The organism is Bacillus sp. ATD (assembly GCF_050585765.1).
GTDB classification, from domain to species: domain Bacteria; phylum Bacillota; class Bacilli; order Bacillales; family Bacillaceae; genus Bacillus; species Bacillus stercoris.
Genome location: NZ_JBOBQH010000013.1, coordinates 44,214 through 65,178 on the forward strand (window position 1 = coordinate 44,214; position 20,965 = coordinate 65,178).

At 44.0% G+C, this 20,965-nt stretch carries 17 protein-coding genes; 12 read left to right on the top strand and 5 right to left on the bottom strand.

Annotated elements, in window-relative coordinates:
- The first annotated feature begins 17 nt into the window (after positions 1-17).
- The 11 genes from murQ to ACQXR1_RS20810 all read left to right on the top strand — a co-directional run bounded on the left by murQ (position 18) and on the right by ACQXR1_RS20810 (position 13,389).
- Entirely contained in the window at positions 18-932 is a 915-nt protein-coding gene (murQ, locus tag ACQXR1_RS20760; protein WP_430772792.1) for an N-acetylmuramic acid 6-phosphate etherase, read from the top strand.
- A gap of 16 nt (positions 933-948) precedes the next feature.
- Positions 949-1,800, top strand: a complete 852-nt coding sequence (locus ACQXR1_RS20765) for a MurR/RpiR family transcriptional regulator (RefSeq protein WP_430772793.1) — start codon at positions 949-951, stop codon at positions 1,798-1,800.
- A 26-nt stretch (positions 1,801-1,826) separates the two neighbouring features.
- Positions 1,827-3,194, top strand: coding sequence for a PTS transporter subunit EIIC (locus ACQXR1_RS20770; protein ID WP_103031457.1), 1,368 nt, complete (start codon positions 1,827-1,829; stop codon positions 3,192-3,194).
- Between the two features lie 56 nt (positions 3,195-3,250).
- Entirely contained in the window at positions 3,251-4,576 is a 1,326-nt protein-coding gene (amiE, locus tag ACQXR1_RS20775) for an N-acetylmuramoyl-L-alanine amidase (RefSeq protein ID WP_430772794.1), read from the top strand.
- A gap of 27 nt (positions 4,577-4,603) precedes the next feature.
- A complete protein-coding gene (gene nagZ, locus ACQXR1_RS20780; RefSeq protein WP_430772795.1) occupies positions 4,604-6,532 on the top strand; it encodes a beta-N-acetylhexosaminidase in 1,929 nt (642 codons plus the stop codon).
- 13 nt (positions 6,533-6,545) lie between these two features.
- Entirely contained in the window at positions 6,546-7,790 is a 1,245-nt protein-coding gene (locus tag ACQXR1_RS20785) for an exo-beta-N-acetylmuramidase NamZ family protein (protein WP_429766639.1), read from the top strand.
- Positions 7,791-7,981: 191 nt separating this feature from the next.
- Positions 7,982-9,571 (top strand): bacillibactin transport transcriptional regulator Btr, encoded by a 1,590-nt coding sequence (gene btr / locus ACQXR1_RS20790; protein ID WP_306647033.1) that lies wholly within the window; start codon positions 7,982-7,984, stop codon positions 9,569-9,571.
- An 89-nt stretch (positions 9,572-9,660) separates the two neighbouring features.
- Entirely contained in the window at positions 9,661-10,614 is a 954-nt protein-coding gene (feuA, locus tag ACQXR1_RS20795; RefSeq protein WP_014662558.1) for an iron ABC transporter substrate-binding protein FeuA, read from the top strand.
- A gap of 18 nt (positions 10,615-10,632) precedes the next feature.
- Positions 10,633-11,637, top strand: a complete 1,005-nt coding sequence (locus tag ACQXR1_RS20800; protein ID WP_430772796.1) for a FecCD family ABC transporter permease — start codon at positions 10,633-10,635, stop codon at positions 11,635-11,637.
- Positions 11,630-12,640: an iron ABC transporter permease FeuC gene (gene feuC / locus ACQXR1_RS20805; RefSeq protein ID WP_430772797.1), complete on the top strand. Its 1,011-nt coding sequence runs from the start codon at positions 11,630-11,632 to the stop codon at positions 12,638-12,640. The genes ACQXR1_RS20800 and feuC overlap by 8 nt, the downstream gene beginning before the upstream one ends.
- Positions 12,637-13,389 (top strand): alpha/beta hydrolase, encoded by a 753-nt coding sequence (locus tag ACQXR1_RS20810; RefSeq protein WP_430772798.1) that lies wholly within the window; start codon positions 12,637-12,639, stop codon positions 13,387-13,389. Before feuC ends, ACQXR1_RS20810 begins: the two co-directional genes overlap by 4 nt.
- A 9-nt stretch (positions 13,390-13,398) precedes the next feature.
- Here the strand turns inward: ACQXR1_RS20810 and ACQXR1_RS20815 are convergent, their stop codons facing one another.
- The 5 genes from ACQXR1_RS20815 to ACQXR1_RS20835 form a co-directional block, all read right to left on the bottom strand.
- On the bottom strand, positions 13,399-14,319 hold the full coding sequence (locus tag ACQXR1_RS20815; protein WP_080478297.1) for a bile acid:sodium symporter family protein: 921 nt from the start codon (positions 14,317-14,319) through the stop codon (positions 13,399-13,401).
- 145 nt (positions 14,320-14,464) lie between these two features.
- Positions 14,465-15,901, bottom strand: a complete 1,437-nt coding sequence (locus ACQXR1_RS20820) for a SulP family inorganic anion transporter (RefSeq protein ID WP_014662553.1) — start codon at positions 15,899-15,901, stop codon at positions 14,465-14,467.
- A 241-nt stretch (positions 15,902-16,142) separates the two neighbouring features.
- Positions 16,143-17,189, bottom strand: coding sequence for a zinc-dependent alcohol dehydrogenase (locus tag ACQXR1_RS20825; protein ID WP_147772823.1), 1,047 nt, complete (start codon positions 17,187-17,189; stop codon positions 16,143-16,145).
- The gene (locus tag ACQXR1_RS20830) at positions 17,164-18,114 is read right to left on the bottom strand and encodes an inositol monophosphatase family protein (protein ID WP_069839716.1); all 951 of its coding nucleotides are present in this window, start codon (positions 18,112-18,114) and stop codon (positions 17,164-17,166) included. Before ACQXR1_RS20830 ends, ACQXR1_RS20825 begins: the two co-directional genes overlap by 26 nt.
- On the bottom strand, positions 18,111-19,379 hold the full coding sequence (locus tag ACQXR1_RS20835) for an aspartate aminotransferase family protein (RefSeq protein ID WP_040084377.1): 1,269 nt from the start codon (positions 19,377-19,379) through the stop codon (positions 18,111-18,113). Before ACQXR1_RS20835 ends, ACQXR1_RS20830 begins: the two co-directional genes overlap by 4 nt.
- A 269-nt stretch (positions 19,380-19,648) precedes the next feature.
- On the opposite strand from ACQXR1_RS20835, the gene ACQXR1_RS20840 reads away from it, so the two are divergent.
- Positions 19,649-20,872 carry an MFS transporter gene (locus ACQXR1_RS20840; protein WP_430772799.1) on the top strand — a complete coding sequence of 408 codons (1,224 nt, stop codon included), beginning with the start codon at positions 19,649-19,651 and terminating at the stop codon, positions 20,870-20,872.
- Positions 20,873-20,965 lie beyond the last annotated feature (93 nt).

Genomic DNA, 20,965 nt, shown 5'->3' on the forward strand with positions numbered 1-20,965 from the left:
AAACAGGGGGCATCCTCATGTCAGAATCATTAAACCTTCATCATCTTACAACGGAATCACGCAATAGCCAAACGGTTGAAATCCACAAAGCAAACACTCTCGGCATCCTCAAAATGATCAACAACGAAGATATAAAAGTCGCTGCAGCCGTCCAAGAGGTTCTCCCCGACATCAAAACAGCTGTAGACTGCGCATATGATTCATTTCAAAGTGGAGGCCGGCTCATATATACAGGCGCAGGCACAAGCGGCAGACTCGGCGTCATGGATGCTGTTGAATGTCCTCCCACTTACAGCGTAAGTCCTGATCAGGTCATCGGAATCATGGCTGGAGGCCCCGAAGCCTTTTTACAGGCAGCAGAGGGCATTGAAGACAGTGAAAAAGCAGGGGCTGAGGATTTAAGAAACATACAGCTCACGTCAAATGACACCGTCATTGCCATCGCAGCAAGCGGCCGTACACCTTACGCCGCAGGCGCCCTAAGATACGCCCGCGAAGTCGGAGCGCACACCATCGCCCTTACTTGCAATGAAAATTCCGTCATCAGCAAGGATGCGGACCACAGCATTGAGGTTGTCGTCGGACCTGAGGCCATTACAGGATCAACACGTATGAAAGCTGCAACCGCTCATAAAATGATTCTAAACATGATATCTACCGCTGTAATGGTCAAAATCGGCAAGGTCTACGAAAACTTAATGGTAGACGTCAACGTCAGCAACAAAAAACTAAAAGAACGCGCCATCAGCATCATCCAAAGCCTTACAAACGCTTCATACGAAACAGCCAGGAAAACCCTGGAACAAGCCGATCATCACGTCAAAACAGCAATCGTTATGCTCAAAACCAGTACAGATCAGAAACAAGCAAAGACATTACTCGATGAAGCAAACGGTTTCATTGATAAAGCAATCGAAAATTACCATCCATGATAAGGAGAGAACTAGAATGGCAACAGGCGGTTTAGCGATCATCCAATCAATGAAGCATAAGCTCCCTCCATCCGAGCGTAAACTTGCAGATTATATCCTAACCCATCCCCACAAAGCAATCGAAAGCACTGTCAGCGAAATCAGCGCCTTAGCCAATTCAAGTGACGCTGCCGTCATCAGGCTCTGCAAATCACTCGGATTAAAGGGATTTCAAGATTTAAAAATGAGAGTAGCGGGCGATCTGGCAAAGCCTACGTTTCAGGGCTACCGTGATATTGTTCCCCACGAGCCGCTGCCCTCTATTTCCGAAAAAGCGGCCGGCAATGCCATTCAAGCCATTCAGGATACTTCAGACCTGATGGACTACAAAGAACTGGAACGAGCGGTTTCTCTGCTTCTCAAAGCTCACACTGTGCATTTTATCGGCGTCGGGGCTTCCGGCATTGTCGCCAAGGACGCTCAGCAAAAGTGGCTTCGCATTCATAAACAAGCAACCGCGTTTACAGACACTCATCTTGTGGCATCTTTAATCGCAAATGCAGATAAAGACGACATCGTATTCGCCATTTCGTTCTCAGGAGAGACGCAGGAAATCATTGAACTGCTTGCCATGGCTAAGGAAAAAGGCATCACAACGATCAGCCTCACACAATTCAGTCAGACATCCGTCTCCGCACTGGCTGATGTCCCATTGTATACAGCCCATTCCAATGAAGCCTTAATTCGAAGTGCAGCCACTTCCTCCCGCCTCGCCCAGCTTTTTATGATAGATGTATTGTTTTTAGGCATGGCGGCTGAGCAATATGAAGAAACAACCGGCTATATCGATAAAACAAGAGCAGCCATACAATCTATGAGAAAAAAATAAAGCATCTTGAAGGGGAGGGGTTTTTAATGAGCAAAGAAAATAACTACCATCAACTCGCAAAGAAAATCCTCGAGTTATGCGGGGGGAAATCCAATATATCCTCATTTACGCATTGCATGACAAGGCTGCGTATTACACCTTACGATGAAAACAAAGCAGATGCTCAGGCTTTAAGAGCGCTTGACGGGGTATTGGGGGTCGTCGAGGCTGAAACCTTACAAATCATCCTCGGCACAGGAGTCGTCAATCATGTTACAGCGGCTTTCTCCAAGCTCATGTCAGCGGAAGATGGTGTCGATGTGAATGAAGCAGCCGCCAAAAAGAAAGCCGATATCAATCGAAAGAACGCCACTCCTTTTAAACTTTTCTTACGTAAAATCGCCAGCATCTTTATCCCTCTTATTCCCGCCCTTGTCGCTTCCGGTTTAATTACCGGGATTACCAAAGCAAGTATTCAAGCCGGCTGGCTCTCTGCAGAATCACAAATTGCTGTTATCCTGACAATCATCGGATCAGGGCTGTTCACTTATCTCGGCATTCTCGTGGGTATCAACGCTTCAAAAGAATTTGGCGGGACACCCGCTCTTGGGGCTTTGGCCGGGATCTTGATTATCAATCCGGAGATCGCAAAGATCAGTTTATTTGGAGAAGAGCTTCTTCCGGGCAGGGGAGGCCTGATCGGCGTCCTTTTCGCTGCTATATTCATTGCTTACACCGAACAATTTATTCGCCGCTTTATTCCTCAATCACTCGATATCATTGTCACACCCACCGTTTCACTGTTAATCACCGGAATCGTAACGTATGTCGTATTCATGCCTTTAGGCGGATTCATTTCTGACGCCATTACATCCGGCCTTCTGTCCATCCTGGACATCGGCGGCATCGCTGCGGGCTTTATTCTGGGCGCAACCTTCCTTCCTCTCGTCGTAACCGGATTGCATCAAGGCTTGACGCCTGTGCACATGGAACTGATCAATTCAATTGGCAATGATCCTCTGCTCCCTATTTTGGCTATGGGAGGTGCAGGACAGGTAGGCGCGGCCTTTGCCGTCTTCGTGAAAACGAAAAAAACAACACTGAGAAAAGCAATCGCCGGCGGGCTTCCGTCAGGCCTGCTCGGCATTGGGGAACCGCTCATTTTCGGAGTCACGCTGCCGCTTGGCCGTCCGTTTTTAACGGCATGCTTAGGTGCTGGAATCGGCGGCGCCTTTCAAGCTTATTTTCAAGTAGCCACCTTTGCGATTGGTGTCTCCGGACTGCCGCTTTCCTTTCTAGTCCTGCCTTCGCAAATCATCCTGTATATCGTTGGGCTCTTTATTTCCTACGCGGCCGGCTTTTTATTGACCTATGCATTCGGATATAAAGATGAAATGGCTTCTCAGTTCGATTAAATTGTTTCTGTTTTAGGGATAGTAAACGGGATAGAAGCACAGAAAGGGGATAGCCTGTGAAAACAAAGACACTGTTGTTATTCAGTGCCATTTTAACCCTATCGATATTGGCGCCAAATGAAACCTTCGCGCAAACAGCAGACAGCTTGGTTGAGCCGAAAACCATAAATGCAGCAACTGCACAATTCTCGACGAAGAAGCTAAGGAAGGTAGATCAGATGATAGAACGGGATATTGCAGCAGGATTTCCAGGCGCCGTTCTTGTCGTCGTGAAGGATGGACGCATCATAAAAAAAGAAGCATACGGCTACAGTAAAAAGTACGAAGGATCAGAGCTGCTGCGCCGTCCGGCAAAAATGAAAACCCGCACGATGTTTGACTTAGCCTCAAATACAAAAATGTACGCCACAAATTTTGCATTGCAGCGCTTAGTCAGCCAAGGAAAACTTGACGTCTATGAAAAAGTTTCTGCATATTTGCCTGGTTTCAAGGATCAGCCTGGAGACCCCATAAAAGGAAAAAACAAGATGCGTGTCATTGATGTTCTTAAGCACCAATCAGGGCTTCCATCAAGCTTTTACTTTTACACGCCGGAAAAAGCCGGCAAATACTATTCCCAGGAACGTGACAAAACGATTGAATATTTGACGAAAATTCCGCTCGATTATCAAACCGGGACAAAACACGTATATAGTGACATTGGGTATATGCTCCTCGGCTGTATTGTCGAAAAACTCACCGGAAAACAGCTTGATGGCTACGCGGAGCAAGAGCTCTACAAGCCGTTGAAGCTGAAGCACACCTTGTACAATCCGCTGCAAAAAGGCTTTAAACCAAAGCAGTTCGCAGCTACTGAACGCATGGGCAATACACGTGACGGCGTTATTCAATTCCCTAACATACGCACAAACACGCTGCAAGGAGAAGTGCATGATGAAAAAGCGTTTTACTCAATGGATGGCGTGTCTGGCCATGCCGGGTTGTTCTCAAATGCAGATGATATGGCCATTCTGCTGCATGTCATGTTAAACAAAGGATCATACCGAAACATTTCTTTATTTGATCAGAAAACAGCTGACTTGTTTACAGCACCTTCAGCAACAGATCCGACATTCGCTCTTGGCTGGCGGCGGAACGGAAGCAAAAGCATGGAATGGATGTTTGGCCCTTACGCCAGCGCAAATGCTTACGGGCATACAGGCTGGACGGGGACCGTTACAATCATTGATCCGGCATTCAATTTAGGCATCGCATTGTTAACAAATAAAAAGCATACCCCAGTTGTTGATCCAGAAGAAAATCCCAACGTCTTTGAGGGTGATCAATTTCCAACAGGCAGTTATGGAAGCGTTATAACCGCGATTTATGAAGCAATGGAATGAATGATTAGACGATAGGAGGAAGTTTCTATGAAACCTGTCTTTCCGCTTATCCTTTCAGCCGTTCTTTTTCTTTCATGTTTTCTCGTGGCTAACCAGAAAGAAGCCACTGCATCTAAAAGTTCAATCGATGCCAATCAGATTGTCAATCGTATGTCATTAGATGAAAAACTCGGTCAGATGCTGATGCCTGATTTTAGAAATTGGCAAAAGAAAGGCGAGTCCTCACCGCAAGCCCTTACGGAAATGAATGAGGAAGTCGCCAGCCTCGTCAAGAAATATCAATTCGGAGGCGTCATTCTTTTTGCAGAAAATGTAAAAACAACAAAGCAAACGGTCCAGCTGACAGACGCTTACCAAAAGGCAAGTCCCAAAATCCCGCTCATGCTTAGTATTGATCAGGAAGGCGGCATTGTAACGAGGCTAGGGGAGGGCACTAATTTCCCAGGGAATATGGCGCTGGGCGCAGCCAGAAGCAGAATCAATGCGTATCAGACCGGCAGCATCATTGGAAAAGAGCTCTCGGCCTTAGGCATCAATACAGATTTCAGCCCTGTCGTAGACATTAACAATAATCCTGATAATCCTGTAATCGGCGTACGGTCATTCAGCTCCAATCGAGAACTGACATCACGACTCGGTTTATACACGATGAAAGGGTTGCAGCGGCAGGATATCGCCTCTGCCCTCAAACATTTCCCGGGACATGGAGACACGGACGTTGACAGCCATTATGGACTGCCGCTCGTTTCCCATGATCAAGAACGGCTTCGAGAGGTCGAGCTCTATCCTTTTCAAAAAGCAATTGATGCCGGTGCTGATATGGTGATGACAGCCCATGTTCAATTCCCTGCCTTTGACGACACCACATACAAAAGCAAACTCGATGGATCCGACATTTTGGTTCCAGCTACACTTTCGAAAAAAGTGATGACAGGCCTTCTTCGTCAGGAAATGGGCTTTAATGGGGTCATCGTTACCGATGCGCTCAATATGAAGGCAATCGCAGATCATTTCGGACAGGAAGAGGCTGTGGTCATGGCCGTAAAAGCTGGTGTCGATATTGCATTAATGCCAGCCTCAGTTACTTCATTGAAAGAAGAACAGAAATTCTCACGTGTTATTCAAGCTTTAAAAGAAGCCGTGAAAAACGGAGACATTCCTGAACATCAAATCAACAAATCAGTTGAAAGAATCATTTCCCTGAAAATAAAACGCGGCATGTATCCAGCACGGAACGACGACAGTACAAAAGAAAAAATAGCCAAAGCCCAAAAAATCGTAGGAAGCAAGCAGCACCTGAAAGCAGAGAAAAAAATAGCTGAAAAAGCAGTAACTGTATTAAAAAATGAACAGCACACTTTGCCGTTCAAGCCCAAAAAAGGCAGCCGAATCTTAATTGTGGCACCTTACGAAGAACAAACTGCTTCAATCGAACAAACCATTCGCGATCTCGTCAATCGTAAGAAAATCAAACCCGTATCTGTCGACAAAATGAATTTTGCCAACCAAGTATTTAAGGCCGAGCATGAAAAACAAGTAAAAGAGGCTGATTATATCATTACCGGTTCCTATGTCGTCAAAAATGACCCTGTCGTCAACGACGGTGTCATCGGCGACACCATATCTGATTCAAGCAAATGGGCTACCGTGTTTCCGAGAGCTGTCATGAAAGCCGCACTGCAGCACAATAAACCTTTTGTCTTAATGAGTCTGCGCAATCCCTATGATGCCGCCAATTTTGAAGAAGCAAAGGCACTGATTGCTGTCTATGGCTTTAAAGGATACACAAATGGCCGTTATCTTCAACCTAATATTCCAGCCGGAGTGATGGCGATATTCGGCCAGGCAAAACCTAAAGGCACACTTCCAGTTGACATTCCGTCAGTCACGAAACCAGGGAACACCCTTTACCCATTTGGCTACGGATTAAATATCAAAACTGGAAGACCGCTTTAATAAGGAGGGACACATGAGAAAAACAATATTCGCTTTTCTGACAGGGCTCATGATGTTCGGAACGATAACCGCTGCCTCTGCTTCACCCGATTCAAAGAATCAAACGGCTAAAAAACCTAAAGTCCAGACTGGGATAGACACGCTCTTGCCAGACTATAAAAAACAGCTCAAGGGAAAACGCATCGGACTGATCACCAATCCAACCGGAGTAAACGCATCTCTGAAAAGCAGTGTCGATATTCTTTACGAGAACCCAGATATCAAACTGACAGCTTTATTCGGCCCTGAACACGGCGTCCGCGGTGACGCCCAGGCTGGAGACGAAGTAGGCTCTTACATTGACGAAAAAACCGGGGTTCCCGTATACAGCCTCTACGGAAAAACGAAAAAACCGACTCCAGAAATGCTGAAAAATGTCGATATTCTAATGTTTGACATTCAGGATGTCGGGACCCGTTTCTACACGTACATTTATACAATGGCATACGCAATGGAAGCCGCTAAAGAAAACGGCATTCCATTTATGGTGCTGGACCGTCCGAATCCTCAAGGCGGGAATCATATTGAAGGACCAATCTTAGAACCTGAATACGCCTCATTTGTCGGATTGTATCCCATTCCATTGAAGCATGGGATGACGATAGGCGAATTGGCTTTACTGTTCAACAAAGAATTTAGTATTGATGCCGATCTTACAGTGGTAAAAATGAAACACTGGAAGCGAAAAATGGATTTTGACGATACCCGATTGCCTTTCGTCCTCCCTTCGCCTAACATGCCGACGGTGGAAAGCACATTTGTTTATCCTGCAACCGGGCTGATTGAAGGAACAAATATATCCGAAGGGCGAGGGACAACAAAGCCATTCGAATTGATCGGAGCTCCCTTTATCAAAAGCACAGAACTTGAAGAAACATTAAACAGCCTCCATTTGCCGGGCGTTACATTTAGGGCAGCATCCTTCACACCGACGTTTTCTAAACATCAAGGAACGCTTTGCCACGGTGTGCAGCTCTATGTGACAGACAGAGATAAGTTTGAAGCCGTTAAAACGGGTCTTTCAGTCATTAAAACCATACACGATCTCTATCCTGAGGATTTTGAGTTCCTGTCAACAGGTTCATTCGATAAACTGGCAGGCAACGGCTGGATCAGGACAAAAATCGAAAATGGAACTTCTATTGAAGACATCATAGACAGCTATGAAAAAACACTCCAACAATTCAGCAAAACAAGAAAAAAATATCTCATTTATTAAGGCGTAAGCATCGTATGTTACACGTGTAACATATTCTTACTGAACGAAAGACCCTTACTTTCACACATGAGTAAGGGTTTTTTTTCGTGCTAAAAACCCACCCGCTTTATATAGGAAAACTTTCATTTATTTGGTACAATTTTTATTGAAAATGATTATCAATTGAAAGCTTCTGAAAAGGTGGTCTACTCTTGCCAAACGCAGTGATTTATCAACCCATACAAATTGAATATCTAAAAAAAACAAGTGATCTCTTCTCAGAACAGCAATTAGCCGATTCATTCGTGCTGATCTTTCATTTAAAAGGAAACGGCCATATTTCGATCGGAACAAACACCAATCCTCTGCAAAAAAAGACACTTTATGTTTGCCCGCCTAACGAGACCTTTGGCTTTACACCAGCAGCCAATGGACATATAGATGCCTGTCTGATCAGGCTTCAAAGCTATATCAAGGAAAACGGCCAAGATATGTTCACACCATGCGCAGAATCAGAATTAGCCAAACTGAAGCTTGTGAATGTTTCGCATATCGAAAACCTTGCAGTCCGGCTTCAAGAGCTTGCAACACTATGGAATGAATCGTCTCAGCTTTCTCAGCTTAAATGCGTGATTGAAGTACAAAGCCTGATTTATGACCTCTTTACTGCCAGTTTATCTGAGCAAACGGATACACATTCAGCAATCGAAAAAACAAAACACTATATCGAAACCCATGCCCATTCAAAAATCACCCTTGCCAAGCTGTCACAAATCGCAGGAATCAGCGCCAAACACTACAGCGAAAGCTTTAAAAAATGGACTGGACAGAGCGTAACAGAATTTATTACGAACACAAGAATCACCAAAGCGAAACAGCTCATGGCAAAATCAAACTGCAAATTGAAAGAAATCGCTCACCAATCCGGTTATCAAGATGAATTTTATTTCAGCAGAATCTTTAAAAAATATACAGGGTGTTCACCTACAAGCTATATGAAAAAACGACGAAAAAAGATCGCCGCTTATGGAAGGGGGACAATGGGCCATCTCATTCCTCTTCATCACATACCCTTTGCCGCTGCTCTGCATCCGAAATGGACGTCTTACTACTATCAGCATTATTCGACAGATATACCCGTCCAGCTCAGTGCATACCGCTTTAATGAAAAGTGGGAAGAAAACCTGTACACATTATCGCAGGCAGAACCAGATGTGATTGTCAGCATGGATTCTATTTCTCCGGAAGAACAATATCACCTGAATCGCATCGCAGAAGTTATGTACCTTCCTTCAGAAGAAAGCTGGAGAACCCACTTTCTGCAAACGGCCTCATTTTTAAAGGAAGAATCCGAAGCAGAAAAGTGGCTCGCGGCTTATGACCGGCAGACAACAGCCGCCAAAAAAACACTTCAGCACGTTCAAGGGCTGCGTTTTCTCTTTTTGAGGCTGCATAAGCAAAACTTCTATCTGGCACATAACCGAAGTGTACGCGAAGTTTTCTTTGGAGATTTAGGATTCAGCTCGGCAACAACGGCTGACACACCTTCAGAACAAGCGATTTCGTTAGAAAATATCGCAAATTACCAAGCTGACTGCATGATGCTTTTTCTTTTTAAAGAGCCGGAGACCATAGCTTACTACCAGCAATTACAGCTGACAGAAGCATGGCAGAACCTAAGCGCCGTAAAGAATAACCGTGTTTATCTTCTATCCCTTGACCCATGGAATGAATACTCAGCTTGCGGGCACGAACGCATCGTTCAGCAAACTATTTCTTTACTATCCGGAGATTGTCCATGATAAATCAGAAATTTGTCCATGGTGTTATATCTATTCATTCTCTATAATTCTAATTGATAATAGTTATCAATTGACAGGAGGCCCTATAGATGAAAAAAATATCTCTAACCTTATTAATCTTGCTTCTCGCGCTGACGGCAGCAGCCTGCGGCAGCAAAAACGAATCGACTGCCAGCAAGGCAAGCGGCACAGCATCTGAAAAGAAGAAAATTGAATACCTGGATAAAACATATGAAGTAACTGTACCGACAGACAAAATTGCCATTACAGGAAGCGTTGAATCAATGGAAGATGCCAAACTGCTGGATGTTCACCCGCAAGGCGCGATATCATTCTCAGGCAAATTCCCTGATATGTTCAAAGACATTACTGATAAAGCCCAATCAACCGGAGAAAAAATGGAGCCAAACATCGAAAAGATTCTAGAAATGAAGCCAGACGTCATCCTTGCTTCAACAAAATTCCCAGAAAAAACACTGCAAAAAATAAGCACAGCCGGCACAACGATCCCAGTTTCTCATATCTCTTCAAACTGGAAAGAAAACATGATGCTGCTTGCCCAGCTGACTGGAAAAGAGAAAAAAGCGAAAAAAATCATTGCAGATTATGAACAGGATCTAAAAGAAACAAAAACTAAAATCAACAATAAAGCGAAAGATTCAAAAGCGCTTGTCATCAGAATCAGACAAGGCAACATTTACATTTACCCTGAACAGGTGTATTTCAACTCCACGCTATACGGTGATTTAGGCCTTAAGGCGCCGAGCGAAGTAAAAGCTGCAAAAGCGCAAGAGCTGATTTCATTAGAAAAATTAAGTGAAATGAACCCAGATCATATCTTCGTCCAATTTTCTGATGATGAAAATGCAGACAAACCTGATGCCTTAAAAGATCTGGAGAAAAATCCAATCTGGAAAAGCCTGAAAGCAGTCAAAGAAGATCATGTGTATGTCAACTCAGTGGACCCTCTCGCACAAGGCGGCACAGCTTGGAGCAAAGTCCGTTTCCTGAAAGCGGCTGCTGAAAAATTGACACAAAACTAATTCAGAGTAGGTTTTTGTATGTATTCAAAACAGTGGACACGTATCATATTGATTACTTCTCCATTTGCTATAGCACTGTCGCTTTTGCTTTCAATCCTTTATGGGGCAAAGCATCTTAGCACAGATATTGTTTTTACATCTCTTATTCATTTCGATCCTGGAAACACAGACCATCAAATTATATGGCATTCTCGGATTCCAAGGGCTGCCGGAGCTCTGCTCATAGGGGCAGCCCTTGCTGTTTCTGGAGCGCTTATGCAAGGCATTACGCGCAATTATTTAGCTTCGCCCTCCATTATGGGCGTTTCAGATGGTTCCGCGTTTATCATCACGCTCTGTATGGTTCTGCTCCCGCAATCATCGTCGATTGAAATGATCATTTATTCTTTTATCGGCTCAGCGTTAGGGGCTGTGTTAGTATTCGGCCTTGCCGCCATGATGCCGAACGGATTTACCCCCGTGCAGCTCGCCATCATCGGCACAGTCACAAGCATGCTGCTCAGCAGTTTATCAGCGGCCATGTCGATTTATTTTCAAATTTCTCAGGATCTCAGTTTCTGGTACAGTGCCAGACTTCATCAAATGAGTCCGGATTTCCTGAAGCTTGCCGCTCCGTTTTTCCTGATTGGCATCATAATGGCCATGTCTCTCAGCAAAAAGGTGACTGCCGTATCCTTAGGCGATGACATTTCTAAAAGTCTGGGCCAAAAGAAAAAAACCATAAAAATCATGGCGATGCTTTCCGTCATTATTTTAACCGGCAGTGCCGTAGCGCTGGCCGGAAAAATTGCGTTTGTTGGTTTGGTTGTTCCGCATATCACGAGATTTCTCGTCGGCTCTGATTACAGCAGGCTGATTCCGTGTTCCTGTATTTTGGGCGGAATCTTTTTAACCCTGTGTGATCTCGCAAGCCGATTTATCAACTATCCGTTTGAAACACCGATTGAGGTCGTAACATCCATTATCGGCGTACCTTTCTTCCTTTATTTGATTAAACGAAAAGGAGGGGAGCAAAATGCCTAAAAAATATGCATTGTTCATCGTTTTGATTCTCGTTGTCAGCTATTTCAGCTTAACGAGCGGATCATTTTCTGTTCGTCCGGCTGAGCTGCTCTCCACTCTTTTTCAAATCGATCCGAATCCGCAGTATGAAATTTTGCTGTTCGATCTAAGACTTCCGAGGGTTGTCATGGCTGCTATTATCGGACTCGGTCTTGGCATTGCAGGCGCTGTCATCCAGGCCATCACAAGAAACGGGCTTGCTGACCCGGGAATTCTCGGAATCAACGCAGGGGCAGGAGCCGGTATTGTGGCGTTTATGCTCTTGTTCCAAGGCCAGAAGGAAGTGACATCCATAGCTGCAGCGATGGGGATGCCGCTCTTTGGATTGATAGGCGGGCTCATCGCGGCGCTCCTGATTTACATATTTGCATGGCACAGAGGCAATTTAGATTCAGGAAGAATTATTCTGGTAGGAATCGCGATCAATTCAGGATTCAGCGCCCTTTCTTTGTTTTTATCATTAAAAATGGACCCGCAAGACTATCAAATGGCCATGGTGTGGAAAAACGGAAGCATCTGGTCTGCCAACTGGACGTATATCACAGCCGTTCTTCCGTGGATGCTGCTGTTTATACCGATTCTTATTGCCAAATCCCGCTTGCTCGACACCATTCGTTTTGATGAAGACACAGTCAGAAGCCTCGGCATATCATCAAATAAAGAAAAAACCATCCTGCTCGTCGCCTGTGTAGCAATCATCAGTGCCTGTGTCTCCGTAGCGGGCAGCATGGCGTTTGTCGGCTTAATTGCTCCCCATATTTCACGGAGGCTGTCCGGTGTCGAACATCGCTATATCCTGCCACTGAGCGGTTTAATCGGGATGCTGCTTGTGATAAGCGCAGACTTTGCAGGAAAACTGTTTTTTCAGCCCGCGGAAGTGCCCGCAGGCATCATTTTGGCGATCCTCGGTGTTCCTTATTTCTTATATTTGCTTTTTAAGCAAAAAAAGGGGGAGAATGCTTGAAAGGATCTCTTTCAGAACACAAAACCGGCAACAGGAGGTTCACGCTGTACCTCCCTCCTTCCTACAGCGCAGACAGCGGGGAATTCCCTGCTGTTTATGTGCAAGATGGCCATTCTTTGTTTCACGGCCAAATTGAATTATTAGAAAGCATGTTTCAACAGCATAGGCTCCCTCAACTTGTACTAATTGGTATCGAACCTGAAAATCGGCTTGACGAATACACGCCATGGCCGGCTGCATCACTCAGTGATCGATTCCCGGACTTCGGAGGCATGGGGTATGACTATCTGTCTGACATGACAAACCGGTTCATTCCGTTTATCGAAGAAAACTGGAACATCGCCAGGAAACTGCAATCAAGAGGAATGATCGGCGCCTCATTAGGCGGCCTCATCTCAATGTTCGCCTTATTAAAGTATCCGTCAGTGTTTGGGAAAATAGGTTCTATCTCAGGTTCATACTGGTACGAGAACGCAGCGGAAACCATTCATATTTCTTCTTTAACACCCGGCACTGCGCGTATTTTTATGTCTGTCGGCAGTGAAGAAGGCCGTGGAAAGCAATCCATTCAGCGGCATATGCTGAATAAAACAAAGCAAGTTCACCAAAGTCTAAAAGAAAAAGGCTTCACTGAAGACCAGCTTTGTCTTTCAATTGAAAAAGGGGCGGTGCACCACCGCAAGTATTTCTGCAAACAGTTCATCACCGCTCTCGAATGGCTATACGGAAAAAACCGCTCAATCCAATGAGCGGTTTTTTCATGCTTTCTGCAAAACAGGTTTTAATTCAAAACGATTCAGCATATAGCCAAACAAAGCAGCCAATATCTGCTGGAACAGCATGCCGATCACAACAGGAACGGCAACCTGAGACGGGAAGAACGTAACGGCAAGAACTGCGCCGGCACTGATATTCCTCATGCCTCCCGTAAATATAAGAGAGACTATTTCCTCTTGGCGCCTTTTCATCATTTTTCCGATCAGCCAAGCAGCGGCATAGCCTGTTAACGCAATAAAGAAGACCGTTACAGCTATTCCTGCAAATCTCAAATCAATGGCTTTGAAATAAGGAGCAATCGCTGAACTGTTAATCGCAATCACTGCCATCAAGCAAAGCTTTGAAAAAGGCGACAGCGCGCTGCTCACAGATGCAGTTCGTTCAGGAGATGACATCTGATTAAACAGCATGCCCAGAAAAGAAGGAATCACAACCATTACAATCAGGCCTTTCATCATTCCCCACACGTCCATATGAACCTGAGCGCCGGCCAGCAATGAAAGGCTAAGCGGTACGATTAGCGGTGACAGCACAGTATCAACTAAGATAATCGAAAGCGTCAAACCGACATTCCCTTTGTACATCGCTGCCCAAATCAAGCTTGTAATCCCAGTAGGAATTACGACAGCCAACGTTAAACCAGTGATCGTTAAAGGGTCGCCTTTAAAGATAAGATGGCCGCTGCCCCAAGCAAAAAGCGGCATAAAAATATGAAGAACAAAAAGTGCAAGAATCATAGGGAGAGGGTGAGATAATGCATGTCTCAAAGATTGAAAGTTCGCGCTTAAACTGCCTGCAAACGTAATAAACGCAAAGATCCAAGGCACTGCGCTTTCATATCCATTTAAAAATTGAGACAACAGCACGCCCAACACCACACTAGTCGGCGTTAAAAGCGGCATCACCCTCCCCAATACACGGTTCAGCTTCTGAAGCATCATATGCAAGTCCCCTATTTTAAATTTCTCTTCTCTCTATTATATCAATGCTGCTTAACCGTATGTTATATAAAAAAGCCCAGATCTCGTTAATCTGGGCTTCCCTATTTTATGCCATCTGTTTCATTAGAGACTTACTCGCTTTATTCAAACCTTTTAACTCGGCTTCAATGCCTTGTTCTTTAAACTTCGCAACAATCTTATCAAGTGCTGCCGCTCCAGAATCATCCCATACATGAGCTTCAGTTAAGTCAATCACGACCCGCTCAACATCCTCTTGATAAATAAACGCATTTGCAAGATCCGTCACTGACGCAAAAAAGATCTGCCCCTTCACTTGATAGGTTCTAAGCTTTTGATCCTCTGCATGAGAAACGATTTTCAGCTTCGAGATTTTTGCCACAAAGAACACGGCACTTAAAAGAACGCCGACAAATACACCCTTAGATAAGTCATCCGTCACAACAACCGTTATCACAGTCACAACCATGACAATCGAGTCCGTGAGCGGCGCTTTTTTAAGTCCTTTTAAAGAAGACCAATCAAATGTGCCGACAGACACCATAACCATTACAGCCACTAACGCAGCCATTGGGATTTTCACCACGACATGACTTAGCACCGCAATTAAAAACATCAGAAAAGCACCGGCCACAAATGCTGACAAACGTCCGCGCCCGCCCGCTTTTGTATTAATGACAGATTGTCCGATCATAGCACAGCCTGCCATGCCGCCAAAGAATCCGGTCACGATATTCGCAATTCCCTGTCCTCGGCTCTCTTTATTTTTATCACTGTCCGTATCCGTCATTTCATCAATAATCTGTGCTGTCAGCAAAGATTCAAGCAACCCGACAAACGCTAAAGCAATCGAATAAGGAAAAATAATTTGCAGTGTTTCAAAGGTTAACGGAACATCAGGAATTAAGAAATGAGGCAACGAACTAGAAATATTGCCCATATCGCCAACCGTCCGCACATCCACATGGAAAGTGACCGCAATAATTGTCATCACAATAATCGCAACAAGCGGGGACGGAACAGCAGTCGTAAACCTCGGGAGCACATAAATAATAACCAGCGACCCGGCAAGCATCGCATACATACTCCAAGAAGCACCTTCAAACTGAGGAAGCTGCGCAGAGAAGATAAGGATCGCCAGCGCATTCACAAACCCGATCATGACAGAACGCGGGATGAATTTCATTAATCTCGCTATTTTACTGATACCTAAAATCACCTGAATAATGCCTGTCAAAATCGTAGCCGCAAATAAATACTGAAGCCCATGATCAGCAACGAGCGACACCATAACGACTGCCATTGAACCAGTCGCAGCTGAAATCATGCCAGGTCTGCCGCCAAAAATAGAAATAATAATGGCTATACAAAATGACGCATATAGACCGACCATCGGATCCACACCGGCTATAATAGAAAAGCCGATCGCCTCAGGAATTAATGCTAACGCAACTAAAATGCCAGCAAGAATGTCTTTTCGGATATTCCCGAACCATTGCTGTTGTAATGTAAAACTATTATTCAAATATAACGACTCCTTCTTATAAAAAAATAAATCCGCACCATATCTATTGTATTGGGAGCTTTTTTTATTTTACGGGAGAAAAATGAAAGAAAAACGACCGGGGAAAACGGGGAAACGTTGAGTATATTGTATTGAGGCAAGGAGTTGTCATACAAAGTATCATAATAAATTTTAATCAATTACGCAAGATGAATGCTGAAGAAAAAAATGGCTCAAACATAGTCTGAGCCATTTCGCTGGATTATATCATATCCGGATGAGACACAAGAATCGTTTTAATGGCAGTAATATCTTTTCTCTCATTTGGCAACGCACCTATACCCATCAATTCCTGGATGGCAGCCTCGTAGTTCTCAAGCGGAGTTTTCTCCGTAATTAATTCAGAAAGCTGAGGCATGTCCGCAGCACATGATACCGCATCCTCCATAATTTGGCGCGCCTCTCCGGTTCCAACAATCGTCACACCGTTAGAAAGCAGCTGGAAAGGCCTGATTTTCATCTCATACGTATCATCAAATCCCATAGGTACAAGTCTTCCGCCCTTGTTAATTAATGGATATGCCCATTCAAGCTGATTACCGATCGCGTCAAAGATCACGTCAAATGTTCTCCCTTGGTTAATCCGTTTGACCTCATCTACCGTTAAATCCTGAGGGTGATAAACATAGTCAGATATTCGGCGCGCCGCTTCTGAACGGTACTCACCAACCTCCGTCGCAACTGTCAGCCTAGCGAGTTTTTTTACCATGATTTGAACAAGCAGTCCAATCGGCCCTGAACCTAATACCAGTACAGAATCGTCAGGTTTGATAGCAGCCCGCTCAATCACATTTAACACACAAGAAAGCGGCTCAATTAAAGTGGCTCGTTCCCATTCCATAGCGTCCGGGATTTTATACATAAATCGGTCCTCGCCCACATAATAATCGGCAAATGTGCCATGTGCCCCTAATCCCAGCTGCCAGTCTTCAAATGTTTCACAATAACAAGTTAAACCTTTTCTGCAATAATAACACTTCCCGCAAAACTGAGTCGGATCGATCACCACACGATCACCAGGCTTAACGTTTTTAACCTCAGGTCCTGTTTCAGTCACCACGCCCACAGATTCATGACCAAGGATCATACCGTGAGTCGCGCGCATCTTTCCTTTTAGAACATTTAGATCCGTTCCGCAGATGCCTGTCCCGTATATTTTTACTTTTACATCGTTCATTTTTTTAATTTGAGGTTCTTCTACTTCTTGCAATTCCAGCCGTTCATTAGGAGTCCAGACCAACGCTTTCATATGTCTCTTCCTTTCTGTCCCAGCGAATTTGATCCAGCAGCTTCTGATGCAGCTCCTTCGTTGACGCGGCGATGCATGACTGCTGGTTATTGTAGCTAAGATCCGTCAGAAGTGTGTCATCCAAGGACTTTCCATACGCGTCAGTAATGACAACACCCGCTTTTTTCGCCAAAAACACACTTGCGGCAATATCATAAGGAAACAGATGCAGAACCTGCCCATTTCCTACAGCCTGAAAATCTTTTAGCAGCGCAGGATCGTCCTTTAATAAACGATTGCCGATATCCACATAGGCATCCATCTGCCCTGTGATAATTCTGGAGATGGAATATGAAGCGCTATTAAAAACAAAAACGCCGCCATTATTCGCTGACTGATCTATCAAATGACCGTACGCATCAATCATCAGATTCGAGGGATGCCCATTAAACTCAAGGCTCCAAAACATATGTTTAATGTCTTCCACCTTGCTCAGATTTGGCAGGGTGCCACGATAGCCTTCATAATAGATCCCCTCAGAATAAACATCCGCGTACATATAGGCTCCTGTTTTCAGCTCTAGCAGAAAAGCAAATTCAATATCCTTAATTTTTGCGTCAGGCTTGTACGCTGCTAATGCGATAGAGATACAAGACATTTCAAGACCTGCAGCTGCCGGACGCGTACCGTCAATCGGATCAACAATCAAAATATATTGAGGATTGTCTCCAAATATCTTCAATCCCCCATCTTCCGTATAAAACGCGACTGATTCTTTTTTGCTTTGCACATAATCCAGCACTGCGTTCTCAGCAGCCGCATCAATGTTAAACTGTGCATCTCCCCCTGGGGAATACCCGTTAACTAACCGGTTTTTCAGTGTTCCTTTCTGTCCCTTTACTTCCTCATAAACAAATTTTCCAAGCTCTATAATATATTCTTTCACTTGATATCCTCCAATAGCTTACGAAGTTTGAAACAAAGCACCTCAGCCTCACTAAGCGTAATCGTGAGAGGCGGACGGATTTTAAATACATTTCCGAATCCGTAACGGGAAGTACGTAAAATTAACCCATAATCCATAGCCCGTTTTGCAATATAATTGGTCAGTTCTACATCAGGCTCATTATTCTCTTTTACAATTTCAACGCCGATCATCAAACCTACGCCTCTGACGTCAGCAATAAAGGTAAATTCTTTCTTCATGTGCTCTAAAGAATCCATAATGTAATTCCCGACAATTGTTACATTTTCTAAGAAGCCAGGACGCTGCATGATTTCGATGGTCTTACAAGCAGCTGCCGAGGCCATCACATTTGAACCATAAGTAAATGAGTGATTATGGCCGGCTAATCCCATGTACTTATCCTCTGTAAGTGTAGCGGCAACCTGGAACCCCGTGCCGCCCAAACCTTTTGCGACCGTCATCATATTCGGTTTCACATCAAAGTAATCAGCGGCAAACATCTTGCCTGTACGGCCGAATCCAGTTTGAATTTCATCAAAAATAAGCGCGATATCATGCTCATCACAGAGCTTTCTTAATTGCTTAAAGTATTCCTTAGGCGGAACGATGTTTCCTCCATTACCGGAGATCGGTTCAATAATCATCGCGGCAATTTTTCCGTTGCTCGCATATTCGATAAAGTCATTAATTCTTTCTACACAAAGCATTCCGCATGAATCTGGTTTCTGATTGTAAAAACACCGGTTGCAATAGGGGTCAGGCACCTGCAAGCCAAAAGAAAACTGAGGGGGAAACGGCTCTCTTCGAAACGAATTTCCGGATAACGCAGACATCATATACGTTTGGCCAAGATGGCTTCGGAATAAAGAAATGACATCTGTTTTCCCTGAATAGTTTTGAGCCATTTTGATAGCTCCTTCATTCGCGGCAGAACCGCTGCTGACTTTGGGGTGAACTTTCGTGAGATTGTCGGGGGAGATTTCTACAAGTTTTTCAGCTAGTTTATTAACGGCGTTGGTTTGGTAGGATGAAGTGACATGTATCAGCTGGTCAGCCTGTTCTTTGACTGTATCAATAACTTCTTTATTGGTATAACCCAAATTCAAGTTGAAAGTAGCAGAAGCACAATCAATATACTCATTGCCCTCTGAGTCGTATAAATAAATGCCTTCTCCTCTTTCCATGACAACATCATCCACTTTGTAATACAAACTGTCTGGATTCGTAATTTCTTTAGTCCCCACTATCAACACCCCTATTTAATAAAATATGTAAAACTCGTTAATCATCGTATAAATTATAGAAATTAATGTCAACTAGATAAATAGTAAAAACTGTTAATTATTTGTTAACGTTTGCATGGGGGGTTCCTATTTAAACAGCTTATGTTATGATAGAAATAAATGGATTTATTGTAAAAAAACTAAATATAAACTACATAAACGCTTATTTTGCTGCCAGTCCTATCATAAAAATTGTAGAGAGTATTATTTTTATCAAAGGAGATTAATGAATGAAAACTCGTTTACTGTGGATTGGATGTTTATCTTATGGATCGATCGCCTTTACTCTCGTTATACTTGGAGCCGTCCTGCCGGAATTACTTTCCTATTACGCCCAAAGCTACAGTAATGGCGGTGTATTAGTTTTTTCACAATTTATGGGGTTTTTAATCGGTGTATTGGGGATGCCTTATGCTGTAAAAAGAATGGGACGCAGAAAAGTCGTTGTAATTGGGCTAGCCATGATCAGCTGCGAGTTGTTTATTTATTTCCTTCCTCCATGGCCGCTGCTCTTTCTTCTTGTCAGTATGGCTGGACTTGGAGCAGGGCTGGTAGAATCTTGTGTAGGAACAATCATCCTAACAGCAATTAAAGAAAAACAAGCAATCGCCATGAGTAAGATGGAAGTAGCATACGGTTTAGGGGCACTTTTCATGCCATTGCTGTCTGGTTTTTTAATCAGCAATCATGTATGGGCATTGGCTTTTCTTGTATTGGGGGTAAGTTCATTTCTTTTAATGGTTGTTTGGAGCCGGATGAGTTTTGGCAGTTTAGACGATTTACTCAATCGTCAAACAGACACCTCGGCCGATGGAAAGCAGCAAGCACCTACAAGTTTTCGAAAGCATGGCTTACTGTTTATTTGTTTAGCAGCTGCTTACTTCTTTTTTTATGGAGGCAGTGAAGTATCAATTGTTCACTTTATCCCTTCTATCTTTGCTGAGAAATGGGATATTTCAAACTCCTTAGCAACCATAACGGTAACAATATATTGGATCGGTATGATCATTGGCCGTTTACTGACCGGGCCGGTTTCCGAAAAATTAACCTATCATCGTTATCTTAGGCTGATAAATATCGGCGGCCTCATTTCACTCTGTATTTTGGCAATCAGCAAAACAGCTTTTGCTGGGTTTGTTCTTTGTTTCTTCTTAGGATTATTTATGGCCGGCATGTTCGCCATTGCTTTAATTATCACTAATCAATTTTACCCTGGAAAAACCGAACAAACGACAAGCATGCTGCTCGCTGCCAATGGATTAGGCGGCTCTATCCTGCCAATCGCAGTCGGATGGAGTCTAGATGAGTTTCCCGTACAAACTGCATTTTGGTTATTTACAACGCTCATGTTGATCATGCTTGGGATTGTATTGGTATTAAAAATGTTAGAGAACTTAAAAAGCAGAAAGCTCAATAAAATGGATACCGACGAAAACAAACCGGTACAGATATAAAACAAAAAACCCAGCTCGATGAGCTGGGTTTAAGCTTGCTTGGCGGCGTCCTACTCTCACAGGGGGAACCCCCCGACTACCATCGGCGCTGAA